The 15846-nt window shown below is 68.7% G+C and carries 17 protein-coding genes; 4 read left to right on the top strand and 13 right to left on the bottom strand.

Translation table 11 applies throughout. The features are described 5' to 3' along the window. Nucleotides 1-131: 131 nt before the first annotated feature. The 7 genes from ACFXK0_RS25900 to ACFXK0_RS25930 all read right to left on the bottom strand — a co-directional run bounded on the left by ACFXK0_RS25900 (nucleotide 132) and on the right by ACFXK0_RS25930 (nucleotide 5154). Nucleotides 132-371: a hypothetical protein gene (locus ACFXK0_RS25900; protein ID WP_379413451.1), complete on the bottom strand. Its 240-nt coding sequence runs from the start codon at nucleotides 369-371 to the stop codon at nucleotides 132-134. Nucleotides 372-374: 3 nt separating this feature from the next. Continuing rightward, entirely contained in the window at nucleotides 375-680 is a 306-nt protein-coding gene (locus ACFXK0_RS25905) for a hypothetical protein (protein WP_379413452.1), read from the bottom strand. A gap of 52 nt (nucleotides 681-732) precedes the next feature. Beyond that, a complete protein-coding gene (locus ACFXK0_RS25910) occupies nucleotides 733-1059 on the bottom strand; it encodes a hypothetical protein (protein ID WP_379413453.1) in 327 nt (108 codons plus the stop codon). 22 nt (nucleotides 1060-1081) lie between these two features. Further along, nucleotides 1082-2425, bottom strand: coding sequence for a lipase family protein (locus ACFXK0_RS25915; RefSeq protein ID WP_379413454.1), 1344 nt, complete (start codon nucleotides 2423-2425; stop codon nucleotides 1082-1084). Between the two features lie 409 nt (nucleotides 2426-2834). After that, the gene (locus ACFXK0_RS25920) at nucleotides 2835-3227 is read right to left on the bottom strand and encodes a type II toxin-antitoxin system VapC family toxin (protein WP_379413455.1); all 393 of its coding nucleotides are present in this window, start codon (nucleotides 3225-3227) and stop codon (nucleotides 2835-2837) included. Beyond that, nucleotides 3224-3496 carry a hypothetical protein gene (locus ACFXK0_RS25925; protein WP_379413456.1) on the bottom strand — a complete coding sequence of 91 codons (273 nt, stop codon included), beginning with the start codon at nucleotides 3494-3496 and terminating at the stop codon, nucleotides 3224-3226. The genes ACFXK0_RS25920 and ACFXK0_RS25925 overlap by 4 nt, the downstream gene beginning before the upstream one ends. Before the next feature lie 47 nt (nucleotides 3497-3543). Then, nucleotides 3544-5154: a DUF2339 domain-containing protein gene (locus ACFXK0_RS25930; protein ID WP_379413457.1), complete on the bottom strand. Its 1611-nt coding sequence runs from the start codon at nucleotides 5152-5154 to the stop codon at nucleotides 3544-3546. A gap of 633 nt (nucleotides 5155-5787) precedes the next feature. Here ACFXK0_RS25930 and ACFXK0_RS25935 point away from each other — a divergent pair. Next, on the top strand, nucleotides 5788-6219 hold the full coding sequence (locus tag ACFXK0_RS25935; RefSeq protein WP_379413458.1) for a hypothetical protein: 432 nt from the start codon (nucleotides 5788-5790) through the stop codon (nucleotides 6217-6219). Here ACFXK0_RS25935 and ACFXK0_RS25940 read toward each other — a convergent pair. The 4 genes from ACFXK0_RS25940 to ACFXK0_RS25955 form a co-directional block, all read right to left on the bottom strand. Further along, nucleotides 6167-6838 (bottom strand): DUF1707 domain-containing protein, encoded by a 672-nt coding sequence (locus ACFXK0_RS25940; RefSeq protein WP_379413459.1) that lies wholly within the window; start codon nucleotides 6836-6838, stop codon nucleotides 6167-6169. The two genes, ACFXK0_RS25935 and ACFXK0_RS25940, sit on opposite strands and share 53 nt — an antisense overlap. Nucleotides 6839-6913: 75 nt before the next feature. Continuing rightward, the gene (locus ACFXK0_RS25945) at nucleotides 6914-7570 is read right to left on the bottom strand and encodes a response regulator (RefSeq protein ID WP_379413511.1); all 657 of its coding nucleotides are present in this window, start codon (nucleotides 7568-7570) and stop codon (nucleotides 6914-6916) included. A gap of 17 nt (nucleotides 7571-7587) precedes the next feature. Continuing rightward, nucleotides 7588-8766 (bottom strand): MacS family sensor histidine kinase, encoded by a 1179-nt coding sequence (macS, locus tag ACFXK0_RS25950; protein ID WP_379413460.1) that lies wholly within the window; start codon nucleotides 8764-8766, stop codon nucleotides 7588-7590. After that, the gene (locus tag ACFXK0_RS25955; protein ID WP_379413461.1) at nucleotides 8747-9991 is read right to left on the bottom strand and encodes an AI-2E family transporter; all 1245 of its coding nucleotides are present in this window, start codon (nucleotides 9989-9991) and stop codon (nucleotides 8747-8749) included. The genes macS and ACFXK0_RS25955 overlap by 20 nt, the downstream gene beginning before the upstream one ends. 72 nt (nucleotides 9992-10063) lie before the next feature. Here ACFXK0_RS25955 and ACFXK0_RS25960 point away from each other — a divergent pair, with 72 nt between their 5' ends. Beyond that, entirely contained in the window at nucleotides 10064-11584 is a 1521-nt protein-coding gene (locus ACFXK0_RS25960) for an adenylate/guanylate cyclase domain-containing protein (RefSeq protein ID WP_379413513.1), read from the top strand. A 4-nt stretch (nucleotides 11585-11588) separates the two neighbouring features. Then, nucleotides 11589-12734, top strand: a complete 1146-nt coding sequence (locus ACFXK0_RS25965; protein ID WP_379413462.1) for a YbhN family protein — start codon at nucleotides 11589-11591, stop codon at nucleotides 12732-12734. Nucleotides 12735-12777: 43 nt separating this feature from the next. On the opposite strand, the gene ACFXK0_RS25970 is transcribed toward ACFXK0_RS25965, so the two are convergent. Both ACFXK0_RS25970 and ACFXK0_RS25975 read right to left on the bottom strand, forming a co-directional pair. Then, complete coding sequence (locus tag ACFXK0_RS25970) at nucleotides 12778-13134, bottom strand: DUF3054 domain-containing protein (RefSeq protein ID WP_379413463.1); 357 nt, start codon at nucleotides 13132-13134, stop codon at nucleotides 12778-12780. A gap of 69 nt (nucleotides 13135-13203) precedes the next feature. Next, entirely contained in the window at nucleotides 13204-14790 is a 1587-nt protein-coding gene (locus tag ACFXK0_RS25975; protein WP_379413464.1) for an NTF2-like N-terminal transpeptidase domain-containing protein, read from the bottom strand. A 490-nt stretch (nucleotides 14791-15280) separates the two neighbouring features. Here ACFXK0_RS25975 and ACFXK0_RS25980 point away from each other — a divergent pair, with 490 nt between their 5' ends. Then, nucleotides 15281-15838 (top strand): hypothetical protein, encoded by a 558-nt coding sequence (locus ACFXK0_RS25980; protein WP_379413465.1) that lies wholly within the window; start codon nucleotides 15281-15283, stop codon nucleotides 15836-15838. Nucleotides 15839-15846 lie beyond the last annotated feature (8 nt).

Below are 15846 nucleotides of genomic sequence, written 5' to 3' on the forward strand. Positions count from 1 at the left end.
ACACTCACTTCTGCGCCTTCCTCACACTGGCCGGCGCGCTGACCGGATACAAGAAGCTCGCGAAGGCCCGATCAACCACATGAGACATGGTCTTAAGCTGCCCCTGTACGGAACTCAGTGCAGGTCCTGGTTTATTGGCCAGTTCCGGACTCGATTCGGTGCTGCTCCACGACGTCGTCGTATTCTTCCCGACGGTCTGCGGTCATGTCGTCCTCGGCGTCGATGCTGAGGCTCCATGGGATCGGGCATGGTGGAGCATGTTCAGGGTCAGGGCACAGCAGTCGCTCGATCTGTTCGGCGACCGCGCGTGCTTCCTTCTCCGAGGCAATGACGCCCAGCCGGATCTCCCACAACCGCTTCTCATCCGGCATCTGTTATTTCTCCTTGCAATGGCGCTTGTAGTAGCCCTGCGGCACCTTCGTGTCCGCATTCTTCTTCGCTGCGGCGACCGCGGCTGGCTTCGTCTTACCGGATCCCGTTCCGGTGATGTAGCCCTGTGCTTCTCCTCCATGCTTGACCAGCTGGCACTTCACCGTAGCGGTGTACTTGGCGATCGGGTCGGCTTGGACCACGTTGGGCGCCGTAGCCATCGGCTTCGCCGATGCGGTGGCCGGTCCGACCATTCCGGCACCGACCGCCAGCGGCAGAGCGATGGCGACGATCAGCTTTCGCACGTGCATGTGACTTCCTCCCCATAGTTGCCGAATCCTCCTGTTCCGGCCTACATATGGGTTAGACGCGGACCACACCGATTCGGTTCCACCGATCTTGAAATATTTTCGGGGGCAAATGTTCTGAGCGAAAACCTGGTGGTCCGGAGGCGCGGAACATCGAAGCGAAGTACGGCAGCACCCACTCGGCCTTCCACATGACCTCGCGCGTCTCCGGCTTTCGGACGATCTCCTCGTCCTCGAGCGAAGCGGCCAGCTGCAGTGCCTTGACGAGATCGACCGCCGGTGTGCCCAGGTCCCGCGCCGGCAAGCGAACCTCAGCGCGGGACCGTTCCGGGGACAACGTCGCGCGGATGACGTCGTCGGGATCGGGAGTCACAGTACGCATACAGTCATCATGGCGCTGACGCTCAGGCGATGGTGCAGCCCTCGGGGAGTGGTTTGTCGGCGAAGCGGTCGAGCAGGTACTGGAAGGCGTTGTCGGGGCCGTAGCCGTCGATGATCTGTGGGCCGAAGTGGTTGGGGATGGTCGCGCCCGGCAGGATCGGCGGGAGGGTGTTGGAGCGGAAGGTGACTGTGGCGCCCTGGTCGCACCAGTCGACGGCGAGCTGGCGGGCCTGGCCGTAGGGCACGGTGTCGTCGTTGATGCCGCTGGTGATCAGCACCGGAGTCGGCGGGCGCAGGTTTCCGATGCGCTGGGCGGCCAGGATCTCTCGCGCTGCGGGCACTTCGAGCAGATGCTGCATGATCGGCCGGTGGTCGATGGTCATGTCGGTGGTGCGGACGAACGGGTGCTTGAAGATGACGTCGGCGATGCAGGACACCGCGGCTTCGTCGAGCAGGGCCGCGCCCGTGGGGGAAAGCCGGCTGTCGAGTTCGCCGCGCAGGTCGGGGTAGCGGGCGATGAAACCGTTGACCGCCATGCCGATCACGCCGGCGATGAGGGCACCGTCGATCTCGTCGATCACTGCGGTCAGGTCGGCGGTCGGCCCGCCCGCCCAGGTGCCGCGCACATTCAGTTCCGGCGCGTACTGCGGGGCCAGCTCGGTCGCCGCGGCGGTCGCGCCGCCGCCCTGCGAATATCCCCACAGCGCCAATGGCGTGTCCGGGCCGGTGCCGGACAGAGTGTTCGCGGCGCGGGCGGCGTCGAGAACGGCATGCGCCTGCTCGACGCGGTTGACGTAGGTGTGGACGCCAGGGGTGCCCATACCGATGTAGTCGGTGACGAAGACCCGTGCGCCGAGAGCGTTCCAGACCGCCGCGGAAGCCAGCTCCTGGTTGGCCGACAGGCTCGGGTTGGCGGGATCGATGTACATGCCGAGCGGGAACGCCTTGGAGATCGCGCACTGGTCACCCTGGCCGGTGGTGCCCGGCGCGATGATCACCGTCGGGCGCTCGCCCGCGCCCGACCACGGCCGGTTGGCCTCGATGTACACACCGCTGACCGCGACGGGCTCATCGTCCTGAGTGAGCGAGGTGTAGAGGACGCGCTGCGCGGGAACCGGCCAGCCGGTGACTCCGGGCACGGCCTGCAGGATCGGCATCGACGCGGTGCGGATCACCGAGCCCGGCGTCTCGGCGAAGCTCGCAGGCGGAGTGTAGAACGCTTCGTCGAAGATCTGCGCGGAGGCCGCCGGGGTACCGAGCACGGCGGCGGCCGTGCCGGTGCAGACGGCGATCGTCAGGGCGATCACGCCGCGAACCAGCCTGCCGCGCTGTTTACCCGCGACGATGCGGGCGTGTCGAAGATTCATCCGATTCTCTTTCTGCAATTCGCACCCTGACGGGAGCGCCCACCCGTGGTCACCTCGAACCGACCACCTACCGGACTTTACTGTCCGGTCAGGAACGTAGTGTGCTCGCGATCACTACCCTAGGTCAAGAGTGTCGCCCACCACTCGACAGCGGATCCGGTATGACTGCGGCGATGCGCAGCCGGACCGGACACAGATCTCCCCAGACCATTGAGTCCGGCATTCGAACACGGCACTCGCCCGACCGGGACGCGATCGACGACAACGCAACTTCGGAGGACAACGTCGCCACCGTGAACCGCGCCGGTACATCCTCGACAAGAACGCTGGCACCCGCAGCATTCCGGCGAGAGGGCACCAGCAATGGTCTCATTCTGGGCGACTGGCAGCGCTGTTCGCATTTTTCCGCTCAGATCGGCACGACGACGATGGTGTCGCCACAGAGTGCGCGCAGGTCTTCTGGATCTGAGGTCAGGAGAACAACTGGCCGAGGAGACGCTAGCGCAGTTGCCGCAACCAGGGCATCGAGAGCGTACTTGCGACCGTGAAGTCCCGCCTGGCCAAGAAGCTTGCTGGCGTGGCGGGCGATCGCTTCGGTCGGCGGCTCCACGTTCACTCGGGATACCGCGTAGTCATACCGGGCTTGGCTCGTCTTCGGATCGCGAGCCTCGACCAGGGTCACTGAGCTCGTGACAACGCGCATATCCTCGGCTTCCGCTGCCGCCAGCCACTCGGTCAGAGCCGAAGTACGCCGAATGAGCTGTGCTAGTCCTTCGCAGTCGAGAACGAGCGTACCGCTCACGCGGCGTCGGCCGGGTTCACTGCCGCACCACGGAGCACGGCGCGCTTGACCTCGACGGCGGCACGATCGACCGGGCCGTGCAGGGCTTCCGCGTCCACTATGAGCTCGCGCAGGCGTTCACGCTCGAGTTCACGCTGGATCAAGGCTTCGACGTACGCCGACATCCCACGCTTGCCGGTGCGCGCGCGAAGTGCGGCGATAGTGCCTTCATGCAAAGAGACGGAGACCGGGCGTACGGGCCCTTCGCCGGGGTTCGGAGAATCAGCCATGAAACGATATTAACAAATCCATTGTTATTATGTCGTTCCGTGCGGATTCACTTCCTCGCCGAATTCGAGGCCGAGTCGGCGAAGGCGCGGGCGTAGCGGGTTCCGGTGAGCAGCAACAGCATTCCGACCACCAGGAAGGCGGCTACGCGGACCAGGCCGGAGAGGGTCGCGAGGTCGAAGAGGAAGAGTTTGGCGAGGGCGGCGGCGGCGACCAGCAGGCCGGAGACGAGGAAGACCTTGGCGGGGGCGGTGGTCAGGCGGCGCAGGCCGTAGAAGAGGGCGGCGGTCGCGGCGATCATCCAGATGATGGTGGCGAGGCTGTGGCCGAGCAGGAAACCGTCCTCGGTGCCGAGGGTGACGCCCAGCGAGACAGCGGTGACCAGGACGTAGTAGAGGCCGGCGAGGCTCGCGGCGATCCAGACGCCGGTGACGAGGACGTGGTCGGCGCGCGGCAGGCGCGGGACGGTCCAGGCCAGCAGGGCGGCGGTGGCCGCGCCGATGATCGCGGCCACCGCGATCGCGAGGTCGAGGTCCTGGTCGGCGTGGTGGTAGGCGCCCAGGGTCTCCGGGGAGGCGAGGGCGAACAGGGTGAGGCCGCCGAGCAGGGTGAACGCGGCGCCGAGGCCGGTCGCGACGCGGTTGCGGGTGGTGGTCGCGACACCCAGGAAACCGAGGGCCACCGCGAACAGCGCGGTCGGCAGCAGGTGCAGGTGGCCGCCGGTGCCGGTGATGCAGGTGTGCAGCAGGGCGACGGCGCCGGTCAGGGCGCTGACCAGGGCGGTGTGCGGCGGTACGCGCAGGCGGCTCGGGGCGGGCACGAAGATCGTCGCGGCGAGGGCGAGGAGTACGGCGGCGAGGCCGCCGACGATCGCGGCTGCGACGGCACGGTCGAACAGCAGGGCGGCAGCGAGCGTGGGCAGGGCGGTGAGGGCGATGGTGACGCTGGCGGTGATGTCAGCGGGCCTGCGGTGCGTGGTGAGCACCGCGCCGATCAGCCCGACCACCGCGCAGGCGAGGGCGGCGGCCAGCAGCGCGACCCGGTTCCGCGGGTCCGAACCGTCGATCGTCGCGTAGATCTCGCTGATCACGACCATCACCAGCGTCGCCAGCACCACCGGCATGGTGCGCGCGATATGCAGCACCGGCCAGTCGCGCCGCATCTGCACCGGCACCCCGGCCCCCTGCAACACCACCAGGAACCCGAGCAACATCACCTCGGTCGTCAACGCGGGCGAGAGCACGGCCGCCCCCAGCACAACCCCCACCGCCAACGGCTGCGACTGCCACCGCATCGCCACCCCGACACCCGCCAGCGCGACCGCCAACGCCACCGCGAGCCCGACCCCCGCGGGCACCCAACGGTAATACCCGGTAACCGCAACAACATCCAGATAGGCACCCGCAATACCGGTGGCCACCAGCGCGATTCCACCAACCCGTCCCCCCGGGCGCCCGAACACCCGCCACCCGGCCCCCACAAGACCGGCCGAAAACACTCCCCCGGCAACAACTCTCGCTACCGGCCCGAAGAACCCAGCCTGCGCAGCCAACACCAACAGCATCAACACACCGATCAGCGTCACCCCCACCCCAGCCACCGCCAGCACCCGGGAAATCACCCCTTCCCGCTGCCACCACGGCGTCCGCTCGGTCACCACACCACCCCGCCACCCGGGCTGCCCCCGCCACCCGGCACCACCCGGCGCGGCCATCGGCGCTGGACCCGGCCGTCCACCTCGATACATCGCCCCCTGCGGCCAACCCCGACCTGGCTGCGGCCCGCCGACCCAACCACCAGCAGGAACCCCCTGCGGCCCGCCGGACCAACCTCCAGCAGGAACCCCCTGCGGGCCGACCGGCCGACCCGCTGCCGACACAGCCGCCTGCGGCACGGGCCAACCACCACCCGGCCCGGCAGGCCCACCCGTCCAAGCTCCCGGAACCGCGCCCTGTACCCCGCCCTGCGGACCCCAGCCCTGAGCCGCAATCCGCGGCCCATCATGCTGAACCCCGCCAGGCATCGAATCCGGCCGGCCCACCGGCTGCGCACCTCCGGACACCGCACCCTCCGGACCCACCGGCTCAACACCACCGGGCACCGCACCGGCCGGGCCCGCACTGTGCGCAGGACTCACCCCGTGATCGAGCGCTCCACGCACGGCCGGCGAATCGTCACTCGCCGACGATCCCGTTCCGCGAGCCGTCGGGCCCGACGCGGCGGCGGGCCGCGCGGTGACCTCCGGGATATCGGCAGCGGGCGACGGGCCATCTCCGGTCGCGTCCAGGTCGGCATGAACGATCGCGCCCGTCAGATCGCCGGCCGCTTCGGCACTACCGGCCACATCGGCACCGCCGACAACTTCGACGCTGCCGCCGACGTTCACGCTCGCGACGTCGACAGGCTGACCGCCATCGGGCGCACGGCGGAGACCAACCGGACCACGCTCCCCGCCCGGCTCGGCAGACACTTGCTCCAACTGCTCGCGCAGCAGGTCCAAATCGACGCCCAGCCGGCCCATGTGTGTGCCGAGGGCGGTGAACTCGGTCGAGAGGTGGGCGATGAGGGTGGGGTCGATGGTGGTGCGGCTCATGTCTTCATCGTCGGCGCGGGGTGGGCGCGGGACATGAGTAGAAACCCCTGGGTGCGGGCCGGTTCCTACCTGAAAACGGTCAGGCGCCGAGGAAGCGGCGCCACTGGACCATCAGCGGGTACTTGGCGGTGACCGAGCCGAAGCGGATGCGGCCGTGCACGACCAGGTGCAGGGGGCCGATGGGTGGGCCGGTGCGGACCTTGTTGTTGGCGCTGGAGCCGATGAGGTCGAGGCCGTTGAGGTCGACGGTGGCGGCGGCGGGGACCAGCAGGGTCAGGCCGGTGCAGTAGTCGTCGACCTGGATCTCCACCACCTGGGTCTGCATGACCGCCTCGGTGAAGTCCAGGGTGACCCCGGACATGAGGTTGTTCAGATGCAATACCGGCGGCACCTGCCACGGGCCGCGCCGGTGCACACCGGACAGGCGGCTGCGGATCAGCGCGGGGTTGGACCCGCCGGGCGGCACCGGGACGTGCTTCGGGCGTGGCATGGACGCGGGCTGCGGCGTGCCGGCCACCCGCATTCCGGGCAGGTCGACGAGGACGGCGTTGAGTTCGCCGCGGGTCTTGGCGGCGAGCGCGGTATCCATCCGCTCGGTGAACTCGCCGAGCGAGAGCATGCCGAGGCCGACGGCGCGTTGCAGCAGCTGGCCGACGTGCTCGCGTTCGGCGTCGGAGACACGCAGTTCACGGTCGCCGACGGGACCGGCCGTGGTGACACCGGGTACGGAAAGGGATTCGGGACCGCCCATGTCATCGAGGGTAGCGACGAATCCGTCCCCGGCACATCAGGGCAAACCCCCATTCCGCACCCGCCGGACGACGGACTATTCCAGCCCCTGCTCGATGGCGTAGCGGGTGAGCTCCACCCGGTTCGCGAGCTGGAGTTTGCGCAGTGTGGCCTGCACATGGTTCTCCACCGTCCGATGCGACAGGCTCAAGCGGGAGGCGATCTGCTTGGCCGAGAGCCCCTTGGCCACCATCCGCAGCACCTCGGTTTCCCGCTCGGTCAGCGACGGGCGGTGCGGCTCGTCGGCGACGGGCGGCGCTGTCGCCATCCGCCGGTACTCGCCGAGGACGAGCCCGGCCAGTCCGGGCGTGAACACCGGCTGACCGGCGGCGGTGGCCCGCACCGCGTCGATCAGCTCGGCCGCCGACGCGCTCTTCACCAGGTACCCGCTGGCACCCGCCTTGATCGCGTCGAGCACATCGTCGCGTTCGGCCGACGCCGACAGCACCAGCACCCGGCTCCCCGGCGACACCCGCAGCACCTCGGCGGTCGCCGCCGCGCCGTTGCCGTCGGTGAGCTGCATGTCCATCAGCACCACGTCCGGTTGCACGGCGGCCGCGCGCCGGGTCGCCGTGCCGACTCCGTCGGCGGTGGCGGGCACCGCGAACCCCGCCTCGGTGAGATCGCGGGACACCCCTTCGCGCCACATCGGATGGTCGTCGACCACCATCACCGTGATGACCTCGTCCGCCATCGCCTGCACTCCCTCGCTCAGCGCGCCGGACGGCGCGGGATCCGGAATTCCCATTCGGTGCCGAAATCCTCACCCTCGGTGAGCAGTTCGGCGGTGCCACCCAGCGCTTCGACCCGGCCGACGATGGATCGCGAAACCCCCATCCGCCCTTCGGCTTCGGCGGCGGCGAGGCGGCCCGCCGGGATCCCGACGCCGTCGTCGCGCACGCTCACCACCAGCATGTCACCGGTGTCCTCCAGCAGCACATACGCTTTCGCGCCTGGCCCGGCATGCAACTCGACATTCGACAGTGCGGTGCCGACAGCGGCGGCGATCTCGTGCGCGACCGCCCGCCCGACGAGCACCGGATCACCCGGCGTGGCGACCGAGACCGCCGGCGTGGCCTGCACGGTGAGCAGTGGACGCACATCCACCTCCGCCGCGCCGGAGTCCGGCCGCGCGCCCTGCTCGGAGATCAGCACCCGCAACGCCACCTCCTGCTCACCGGCACGTTGCGCGAGTTCGGCAGCGGGACCGCCGATCTCACCGCCGCGCCGCTTGATGTAGGCGAGCACTTGCAGGACGCCGTCGTGCACTTCGCGCGCCAGCCGTTCGCGTTCCTCGGCGGCGGCGGTCATCCGCAACGCGCGTTCCAGCTGACCTTGCGCGCGCCGCGCGGTATTGGCCGCCAACCCGAGCGCCAGCCCTACCGATACCAGCACCGGCGCGGTCGCATCGCCCCACACGTCCTGGCCCCACTGCTCGCGCACCGTCACCACCACCGCCGACATACCGAGTCCGGCAATCACTCCCGCGACCGGACCGCGCAGGATCGCCATCGAGATCACCGCGTTGGCGATCCACAGGGTGGTCGGCAGGGTCTGATGTCCGTGGTACCAGCCGTAATCGGCGACCAGCCGGGTGGACGCGATCAGCAGCACCGTCACCACCTGATCCCCGACCACCACCCAGCCGCGGATCCGGCCGGTCGCCTCGGGGAAGTACCACTGCGACAGCAGCAGCGCCGAGACCCCCGACCAGATCGCCATCAGCGCGATCAGCACCCAGCTCAGCCGCGGATGCTGGTAGTACGGGACCGAGGCGATCTGCTGGCCGACCGCGTACAGCAGCGTGACCAGCCGAAACGCCTGGGCGGCCCGCCACAGAGGCGCGGTCGCCGCATCGGCACTGCTCAGCTCAGCTGTGTGGGTCCGCATCGCCGGACTCGCGCTCGTCTTCTTCCTTGCGCAGGGTGCGCGCGACATCGAATCGGCCGGGCTCGGGTTTGTCCGGCTCGGCGGCGAACATGCGCCGCTCCTCCCCGCCGACGAGTTCGCCGAAGACCTCCTCCGGACTGTCGGCCAGCAGGTAGCGGATCGCGGTGTTGCCCACCGCGATCAGCGGCACCGCCAGCAGCGCGCCCGCGATTCCGCCGACGACCAGGCCGGCGGTGATCGCCAGGACGACGGCCAGCGGATGGATGCTGACGGCCCGGCCGAGCAGCAACGGTTGCAGCACATGGCCTTCCAGCTGCATCACCGCGATGATGATGCCGAGCACGATCAGCGCGGTGACCAGCCCTTTGGTGACCAGCGCGATGAACACCGCGACGAACCCGGCGAAGAACGCGCCGATGATCGGGATGAACGCGCTGATGAACACCAGCGAAGCCAGCGGTAAGGCCAGCGGGACATGCAGTATCGCCAGCCCGGCCCCTATCCCGATGGCGTCCACCGCGGCCACCACGACCGTGGCACGCACGAAACCGACGAGCGTCCCGAAGCCCAATTCCCCTGCGGTGCGGACTTTTTCGCGATGCGCGGTGGGAATGATCCGGGTGACGAAATGCCAGATCTGGTCGCCGCCGTAAAGGAAGAAGATCAGGATGAACAGGATCAGGAAGGCGCCGGTGAGGATGTGCCCGATCACGGTGGCGGTGGTGAGCGCGCCGCTGGTCAGGCTCTCGCGATTGTCCTGGATGGTGCGCACGATGGTGTCACCGGCCGAGCGGATCTGCTGATCGCTCAGGTGCGGCGGGCCGTTGATCAGCCAGTCCTGCACCTTGTGCACGCTGTTGGTGACCTCGTTGGACAGCCCGGGCACACCGTCGACGAACTGTTCGACGACGAAGGTCATGATCCCCGCCAGCAGCCCGATCGAACCGACCAGCGCGACGAACACCCCCAGCGACCGCGGAATCCCCACCCGCTGCATCCAGTCCACCAGCGGCGCCAGCAACGCGGCCGCCAGCAACGCGATCGCCAGCGGAATCACCACAGTGGCGAACTTCTGCACCAGCATCCCCACCGCGAGCAACGCCGCGAAGATGATCAACAACCGCCAGCTCCACGCAGCGGCTTTCCGGACCAGCGGATGAACAGCCTCGGCATCCGAGCGCCACAGCGCCGCCGCGGACCCGGAATCTACCTTCTGGTCGGTCACTCGAGAGAGCCTATCGGTCCGAACGCTAGATTGGTGGTCGTGTCGGCGCCACTGGAAGCGGTCAAACAGACCATGCGAACGCGCTGGCCGCTGTATCTGACGTCGATACTGCTGGCCAACGCGTTCGGCGCGGTGCTGGTGTGGGCGTTCATCCAGTATGGGCTGCCGGTGCCCGAGGGGGACCCGACCGGGGTGCGGCAGACGGGGCTGCTGGCGCCGGTGCTGGTGTTCGGGGTCGCCGCGGTGCTCAGTATCTTCGCCGCCGCGCTGATGTTGCGGCCGGTGATGCGCTGGCAGATGCGGGGTGGGCCGCCGAGCAGGCGTGAGCAGATGGCGGCGCTGCACGTGCCGCTGCGCCAGTCGATCGTGCACCTGGTGCTGTGGATCATCGGCGGCGGCATCCTGGCCGGGCTGATCATCGCCGAATCGCCCGAACTCGGCGGCGCGGTGATCGTCACGGAGTGCATGGCCGCCACCATCGTGTTCGGCTTCACCTACATGCTGGGTGAACGCATTCTGCGCCCGGTCGCGGCCGAGGCGCTGACCGAGGGCACCTTCGACCACACCCTCACCCCCGGTGTCGGCACCCGGATGGCGATGACCTGGGGCATGGGCACCTTCGCCCCGACCATCGCGATCGTGCTGCTGTGCGTCACCCAGATCTCCTCGGACGTGAAATTCTCGGCCAACTCGCTGGCCATCTCCATCCTGCTGCTGTGCGGGGTGGTGATCATGCAGGCGCTGGCGCTGTCGATGCTGACCGGCTCCTCCATCTCCGACCCGGTGCGCCAGCTCTCCCAGGCCATCAACCGGGTGCAGGGTGGCGCGCTCGACGTGCAGGTGGAGGTCTACGACGGCAGCGAGATCGGGCTGCTGCAGGTGGGCTTCAACCGGATGATGGAGGAGTCGGCCAAGCGGCGCAAGCTGCAGGAACTGTTCGGTCAGCACGTCGGCGAGGAGGTCGCGCAGCGGGCGCTGGACTACGGTACCGAGCTCGGCGGCGAGACCCGGTTCGTCGCGGTGCTGTTCGTCGACATGGTCGGCTCCACCGCGGCCGCGGCCGAACGCCCGCCGACCGAGGTCGTCAGCATGCTCAACGAATTCTTCCGGGTGGTGGTCGACGTGATCGACCGCCACCACGGCTTTGTCAACAAGTTCGTCGGCGACGCGGCGCTGGCCATCTTCGGTGCCCCGCTCGACCGCCCCGACGCGCCCGGTGCCGCCCTCGCCGCCGCCCGCGACCTGCGCGAGGCGCTGCGCGAGGTGACCTCCCTCGATATCGGCATCGGCGTGTCGGCCGGGCTGGCCGTCGCGGGCAATATCGGCGCGGCGAACCGATTCGAATACACCGTGATCGGCGACCCGGTCAACGAGGCGTCGCGACTCACCGAACTGGCCAAAGATCATCCCGGCCGCGTCCTCGCTTCGGGCAGCGCGCTGTACTTCGCCGACGAAAGCGAGCAAGACCATTGGGAGACCGGCGACGAGGTCCAGTTGCGTGGCCGACGAAGAAAGACCCGGCTGGCCTGGCCGAAACCGGCGGCCACCGAGTTCGACGAGGAACCTGGAGAACAAGCCCGTTCGCTAGGCTGAGACGGTGACGGCCGACGGCGACCTAGCGGGCGAACCCGCCCTGCCCACGACCGAGCGCCGCCGCCGGTTCGGGTGGGTGAAGTGGGTGCTCGGGGTGGTGCTGCTCGCGCTGCTGATCGGGGAGGGCGTCTATCTGTGGCCGCGGCTGCACGAATCCTGGCGCACGCTGACCGAGATCCACTGGGGTTGGCTGTTCGCCTGCGTCTTCCTGCAGGCGCTGTCGATGAGCGGTTTCGGGCGGGTGCAGAAGCAGCTGCTGCACGCGGGCGGGGTGGATGTCAGTCAGCGGAAATCGGTGTCGGTGGTCTACGGCTCGACGGCGATGTCGCTGACGCTGCCCGCCGGTCAGGTCTTCTCGACCGCGTTCACCTACCGCCAGACCCGGCGCTGGGGTGCGAGCCCGATCGTCGCGTCCTGGCAGCTGGTGTTCTCCGGGGTGGTCGCCGCGGCCGGGCTGGCCATGCTCGGCATCGCCGGGGCCGCGCTGGTCGGCAACCGGATCGGCTTCAATCTGATCGCCTCGCTGGTGGCGCTGGGCGCGGTGCTGTTCGCGGGCAACTATCTGGCCCGGCATCCCGGCACCCTGGAAGCGCTGCTGCGCAAGCTGCTCGCGCTGGTCAATCGGTGGCGCAAGAAGCCGCCCGACCACGGCATCGCGAAGCTGGCCGAGATCCGCGCGCAGCTCGAGTCGGTGGAGCTGGGCCGCAAGGACGCGGGGTTGGTCGGCGTGTGGGCGGTGGTGTACCGCTTGACCGACGTGGCCTGTCTGGGCGCGGCCTGTTACGCGGTCGGCGCCGATCCGAAACTGTCCGGCCTGCTCATCGCGTTCACCGCGGGCAAGGCCGTCGGCTCGATCCCGTTCGCCCCCGGCGGCATCGTCTACGTGGACGCGACGCTGATCTACGGTCTCACCGCAGGCGCCGGGCTGCCCGCCTCCCAGGCCGTCGCGGCCGCCTTCGTGTATCGCCTGGTCAGTTTCATCCTGGTGGCGATCATCGGCTGGATCGTCTTCGCCTTCCTGTTCCGCACCCGCCACGATGACGACGACGAATACGAACAGGAATTCTATTCCGCCTCTCCGCGTATTCAAGCCAGACCCGGGCGCGGGGAGACTGACGACGCGGCCGGCGGATCGCCCGGATCGAGTTAGCCCGTCCCCGACGAGTTACCCATGTGCGCGCGAGATAGATGCCTCACCTGAGTGCGCGAATGGCAGCGCGCCAGCCCAGTAGGAACAGGGCCAGGACGCAGGCGGCGACGATGACGAAGCTGAGGGCGACGCCCTGGCCGCTGATCGCGCGTAGGGCCATGCCGCCGGCGAGGGTGGCGAACCAGATGATGATGCCGCTGGGCCACAGTGCGGTCGGGTCGAAGCGGGTGTCGCGGGCCAGCGCTATCGCGATCGCCCAGCCGAGGAGCAGGCCGATGCCGAAGGGCCACACCGTTTTCAGGAGCCCGGCGATCACCGCCTCGTCGTGGCTGCGTCTCCCGATCGCGCAGAACACGATCACCAACAGCGCATCAGCTCCGAACGACGCGAGTCTCTTCACCTGAGCAGCGTAACCGTTGTTGATCTAGATCGAGATCGGGTCGATACCCACTGACCAGTGTGCCTGCGCTCAGGGCTCCGGGGTCGCGAGCGATTTGAGCAGCACTGCCGCGAGCCGGGAGGTGGCGTCACCGCTGTCGACGTCGGCGATGTGCACCGCGAAGACCAGATCGCCCATGGTGGCCAGCAGCCAGCCGTCCGTTTCGCCGGTCGCCGCGAACGCCGTGACATCGCGGAAACCGCGCAGCGCGGCGGTTTCCGGCTTGCCGATGCCCTCGTGCAGCATGCCGCGCAGCCGGTCGACCGCGGCCGGGCTCAAGGCCGGGACAGGGGTGTCGGTGGTGCTCGGGTGACCCGCTTCGATCATCGGCGGCACCACCGAGCCGCGCGAGATCGCGGCCGCGGCGATCGCCATCCCGAACGGGCTGGCCTGCACCGCGTCGGCGCCGGCGCCCTGCCGGACCTGCTCGGTACTGCGGCCGGGCGCACTGATCCGCCCGGTGACCTCGTCGAGGCCGGGCACCTTGAAGTCGACGCCGACACCGAGCGCGAGCGCCGCGTCGGCGGCTTCCTGCTCCGAGACGTCCTGCGGCGCCTTGTTCAGGTTCGCGGCGGCCACAGCCCGGAACAGTTCCATGGTGCCGCCGGCCGGGAACAGCCCGGTGAACGCGATCGGGCCCTTCTCCGAGGCGTAGGAGTTCTGCGCGACCGCGACGACCGCGCCGGTGGAGGGCTGCAACGCGACCACGGAGGCCGGCGTGCCGACGCTGACCACCGCGTCCTCGGCGGCCCGCTGGAGCCGCTGGTCCATGGTGGCGGCGATATCGGGTCCGGCCGGGCCCTGGTAGCCGGCGACCTGGTTGACGAAGCGACCGTCGGGCTCGAAGATCTGCACACCCCAGCCCGCTGTCGCCTCGAGGCTGTTCTGCCACACCTTGGTGAGCGCGTCGAGCATCGGCGACCAGGTCCGGCGGTCGGCGGAGATCAGCTTGGGCTGCTTCTCCATCACCACGCCGGGCACCTTGGCCATCCGCGGTTCCAGGATCGCGAAATCGCCTTCGCGCAGGTTCACCGCGACGATCGGCTGCCCCTGTGAGGCGGCCAGTTTCTGCATCAGCGTCTCGCCGGTGATCAGCGGGGCGACCGGTTCGATGGCGTCGGCGAGGGCGTTGGTGGAGCCGACGAGATCGCCGGTGCGGGCAGGGTCGATCTTGATGACATTGATGGTCTGCTGGGTCATCAACGGCTCACCGGACAGGTCGACGACCTTCGGCGGTGGCGTCGCGGTGGTGCGTACCAGCTTGACCGTGCGATTGTCGGCCAGTTGCGGCATGACCACGGCCGGTTCCCAGGAGATCCGCCAGCCGATGGCGAGCTTGCGGACGGTCCCCTGGATTGTGTAGGTCCAGTCCTTGCGCTCCCCGAAGTTCCAGCCGACATCCATGCTGAAGATGGCCGACTGCTTGTCGAGGTCGATGACCTGGGTCTTCTCGTAGTCGACGGTGCCGGTCCGCAAGCCTTCGAACATTTGCTTCATGGTTGCGGAGGCGGCAGCCGGGTAGGAGGTCAGGTCGGCGGCCTTGGTGTAGTCCTGCTCATCGAGCAGGTCGGTGAACCGCTGGACAACCGACTCCGCCTCACTCGGCTTCCCACCCACTCCGCACGAGCACACCGCGAGAGCGAGGGTCGCAACCCCCACTATCGCCATTGCGCCCCGGACGCGAAAGCGGCGGGATCCCCACACATCCATATCGCCCACTCTTCACTCTTGCCACTCCGGTAACAAATCCACCGTACCGGAAGTTGACCCGTCTCCGATGCCCCGGTAACACGGGACGCTACCCGACCTCAGCACCTCGATTGTGCCCGAAATCTCGCCCGTTACCGACTCGATTTCGAACCTCGCCCAGCCAGTGGCAACATCTGGCGCGCTAACCGTACCGGCGCGCGCGCCGAGTTGTGCGGATCCCGCATTTGTCCGGCGATTCAACGCGAGGGTACCCAGCGCCACCGACACTCAACCGGGCGGCCGGGCGGCCGATACGACCATTTCCGGCACGTTCACGCACAGCGGAATCCGGCCGTCGAATATCGGCGTAATCTTGTAATCAACGCAATACCCGCAACAACGAGAGCAGGTGATCGCCATGGGAGACCCCCATCGCGAACGTCGATTCGGCCGTCCCGGCGGCTGGCAGCAAGCCGATCTGCCGGACCCGGCCGACGCCGCCGACTGGTTCGCCGGACGATTGCCCGCCGACTGGTTCACCGGCCCGGTGGAGCTCGATATCGACCGCGACGAGATCGTCGTCGTCGGCGAGCTCCCCGAACCCGAGGGCAAGTCCTCCGCCGCGACGAAGGAAGGCGCGCTGGCCCGCTGGCGCGAATCGACCCGCCCGGCACGGATGCAGATCGCCGACGAGGCCCAGCGCCGGTATGGCCGCAGCGTCGCCTGGGGTGTGCGGCTCGACGGCAAGCGGATCCTGTTCACGCACCTGGCCGTCCCGGTGATGACGCGCCTGCGCCAGCCCGAACGTCAGGTACTCGACACCCTGATCGATGCCGGCGTGGCCCGTTCCCGCGCCGACGCACTGGCCTGGACGGTGAAACTGGCGGGCAAGCACGCGGAGAGCTGGCTGGCCGAACTCCGCGAAGCCATGCGCAAGGTCGACGACCTGCGTGCGGAGGGCCCCACCGGGCTGTGATTCTCGGC

Origin of the sequence: Nocardia sp. NPDC059177 (assembly GCF_042755165.1) — a bacterium.
Lineage (GTDB): Bacteria > Actinomycetota > Actinomycetes > Mycobacteriales > Mycobacteriaceae > Nocardia.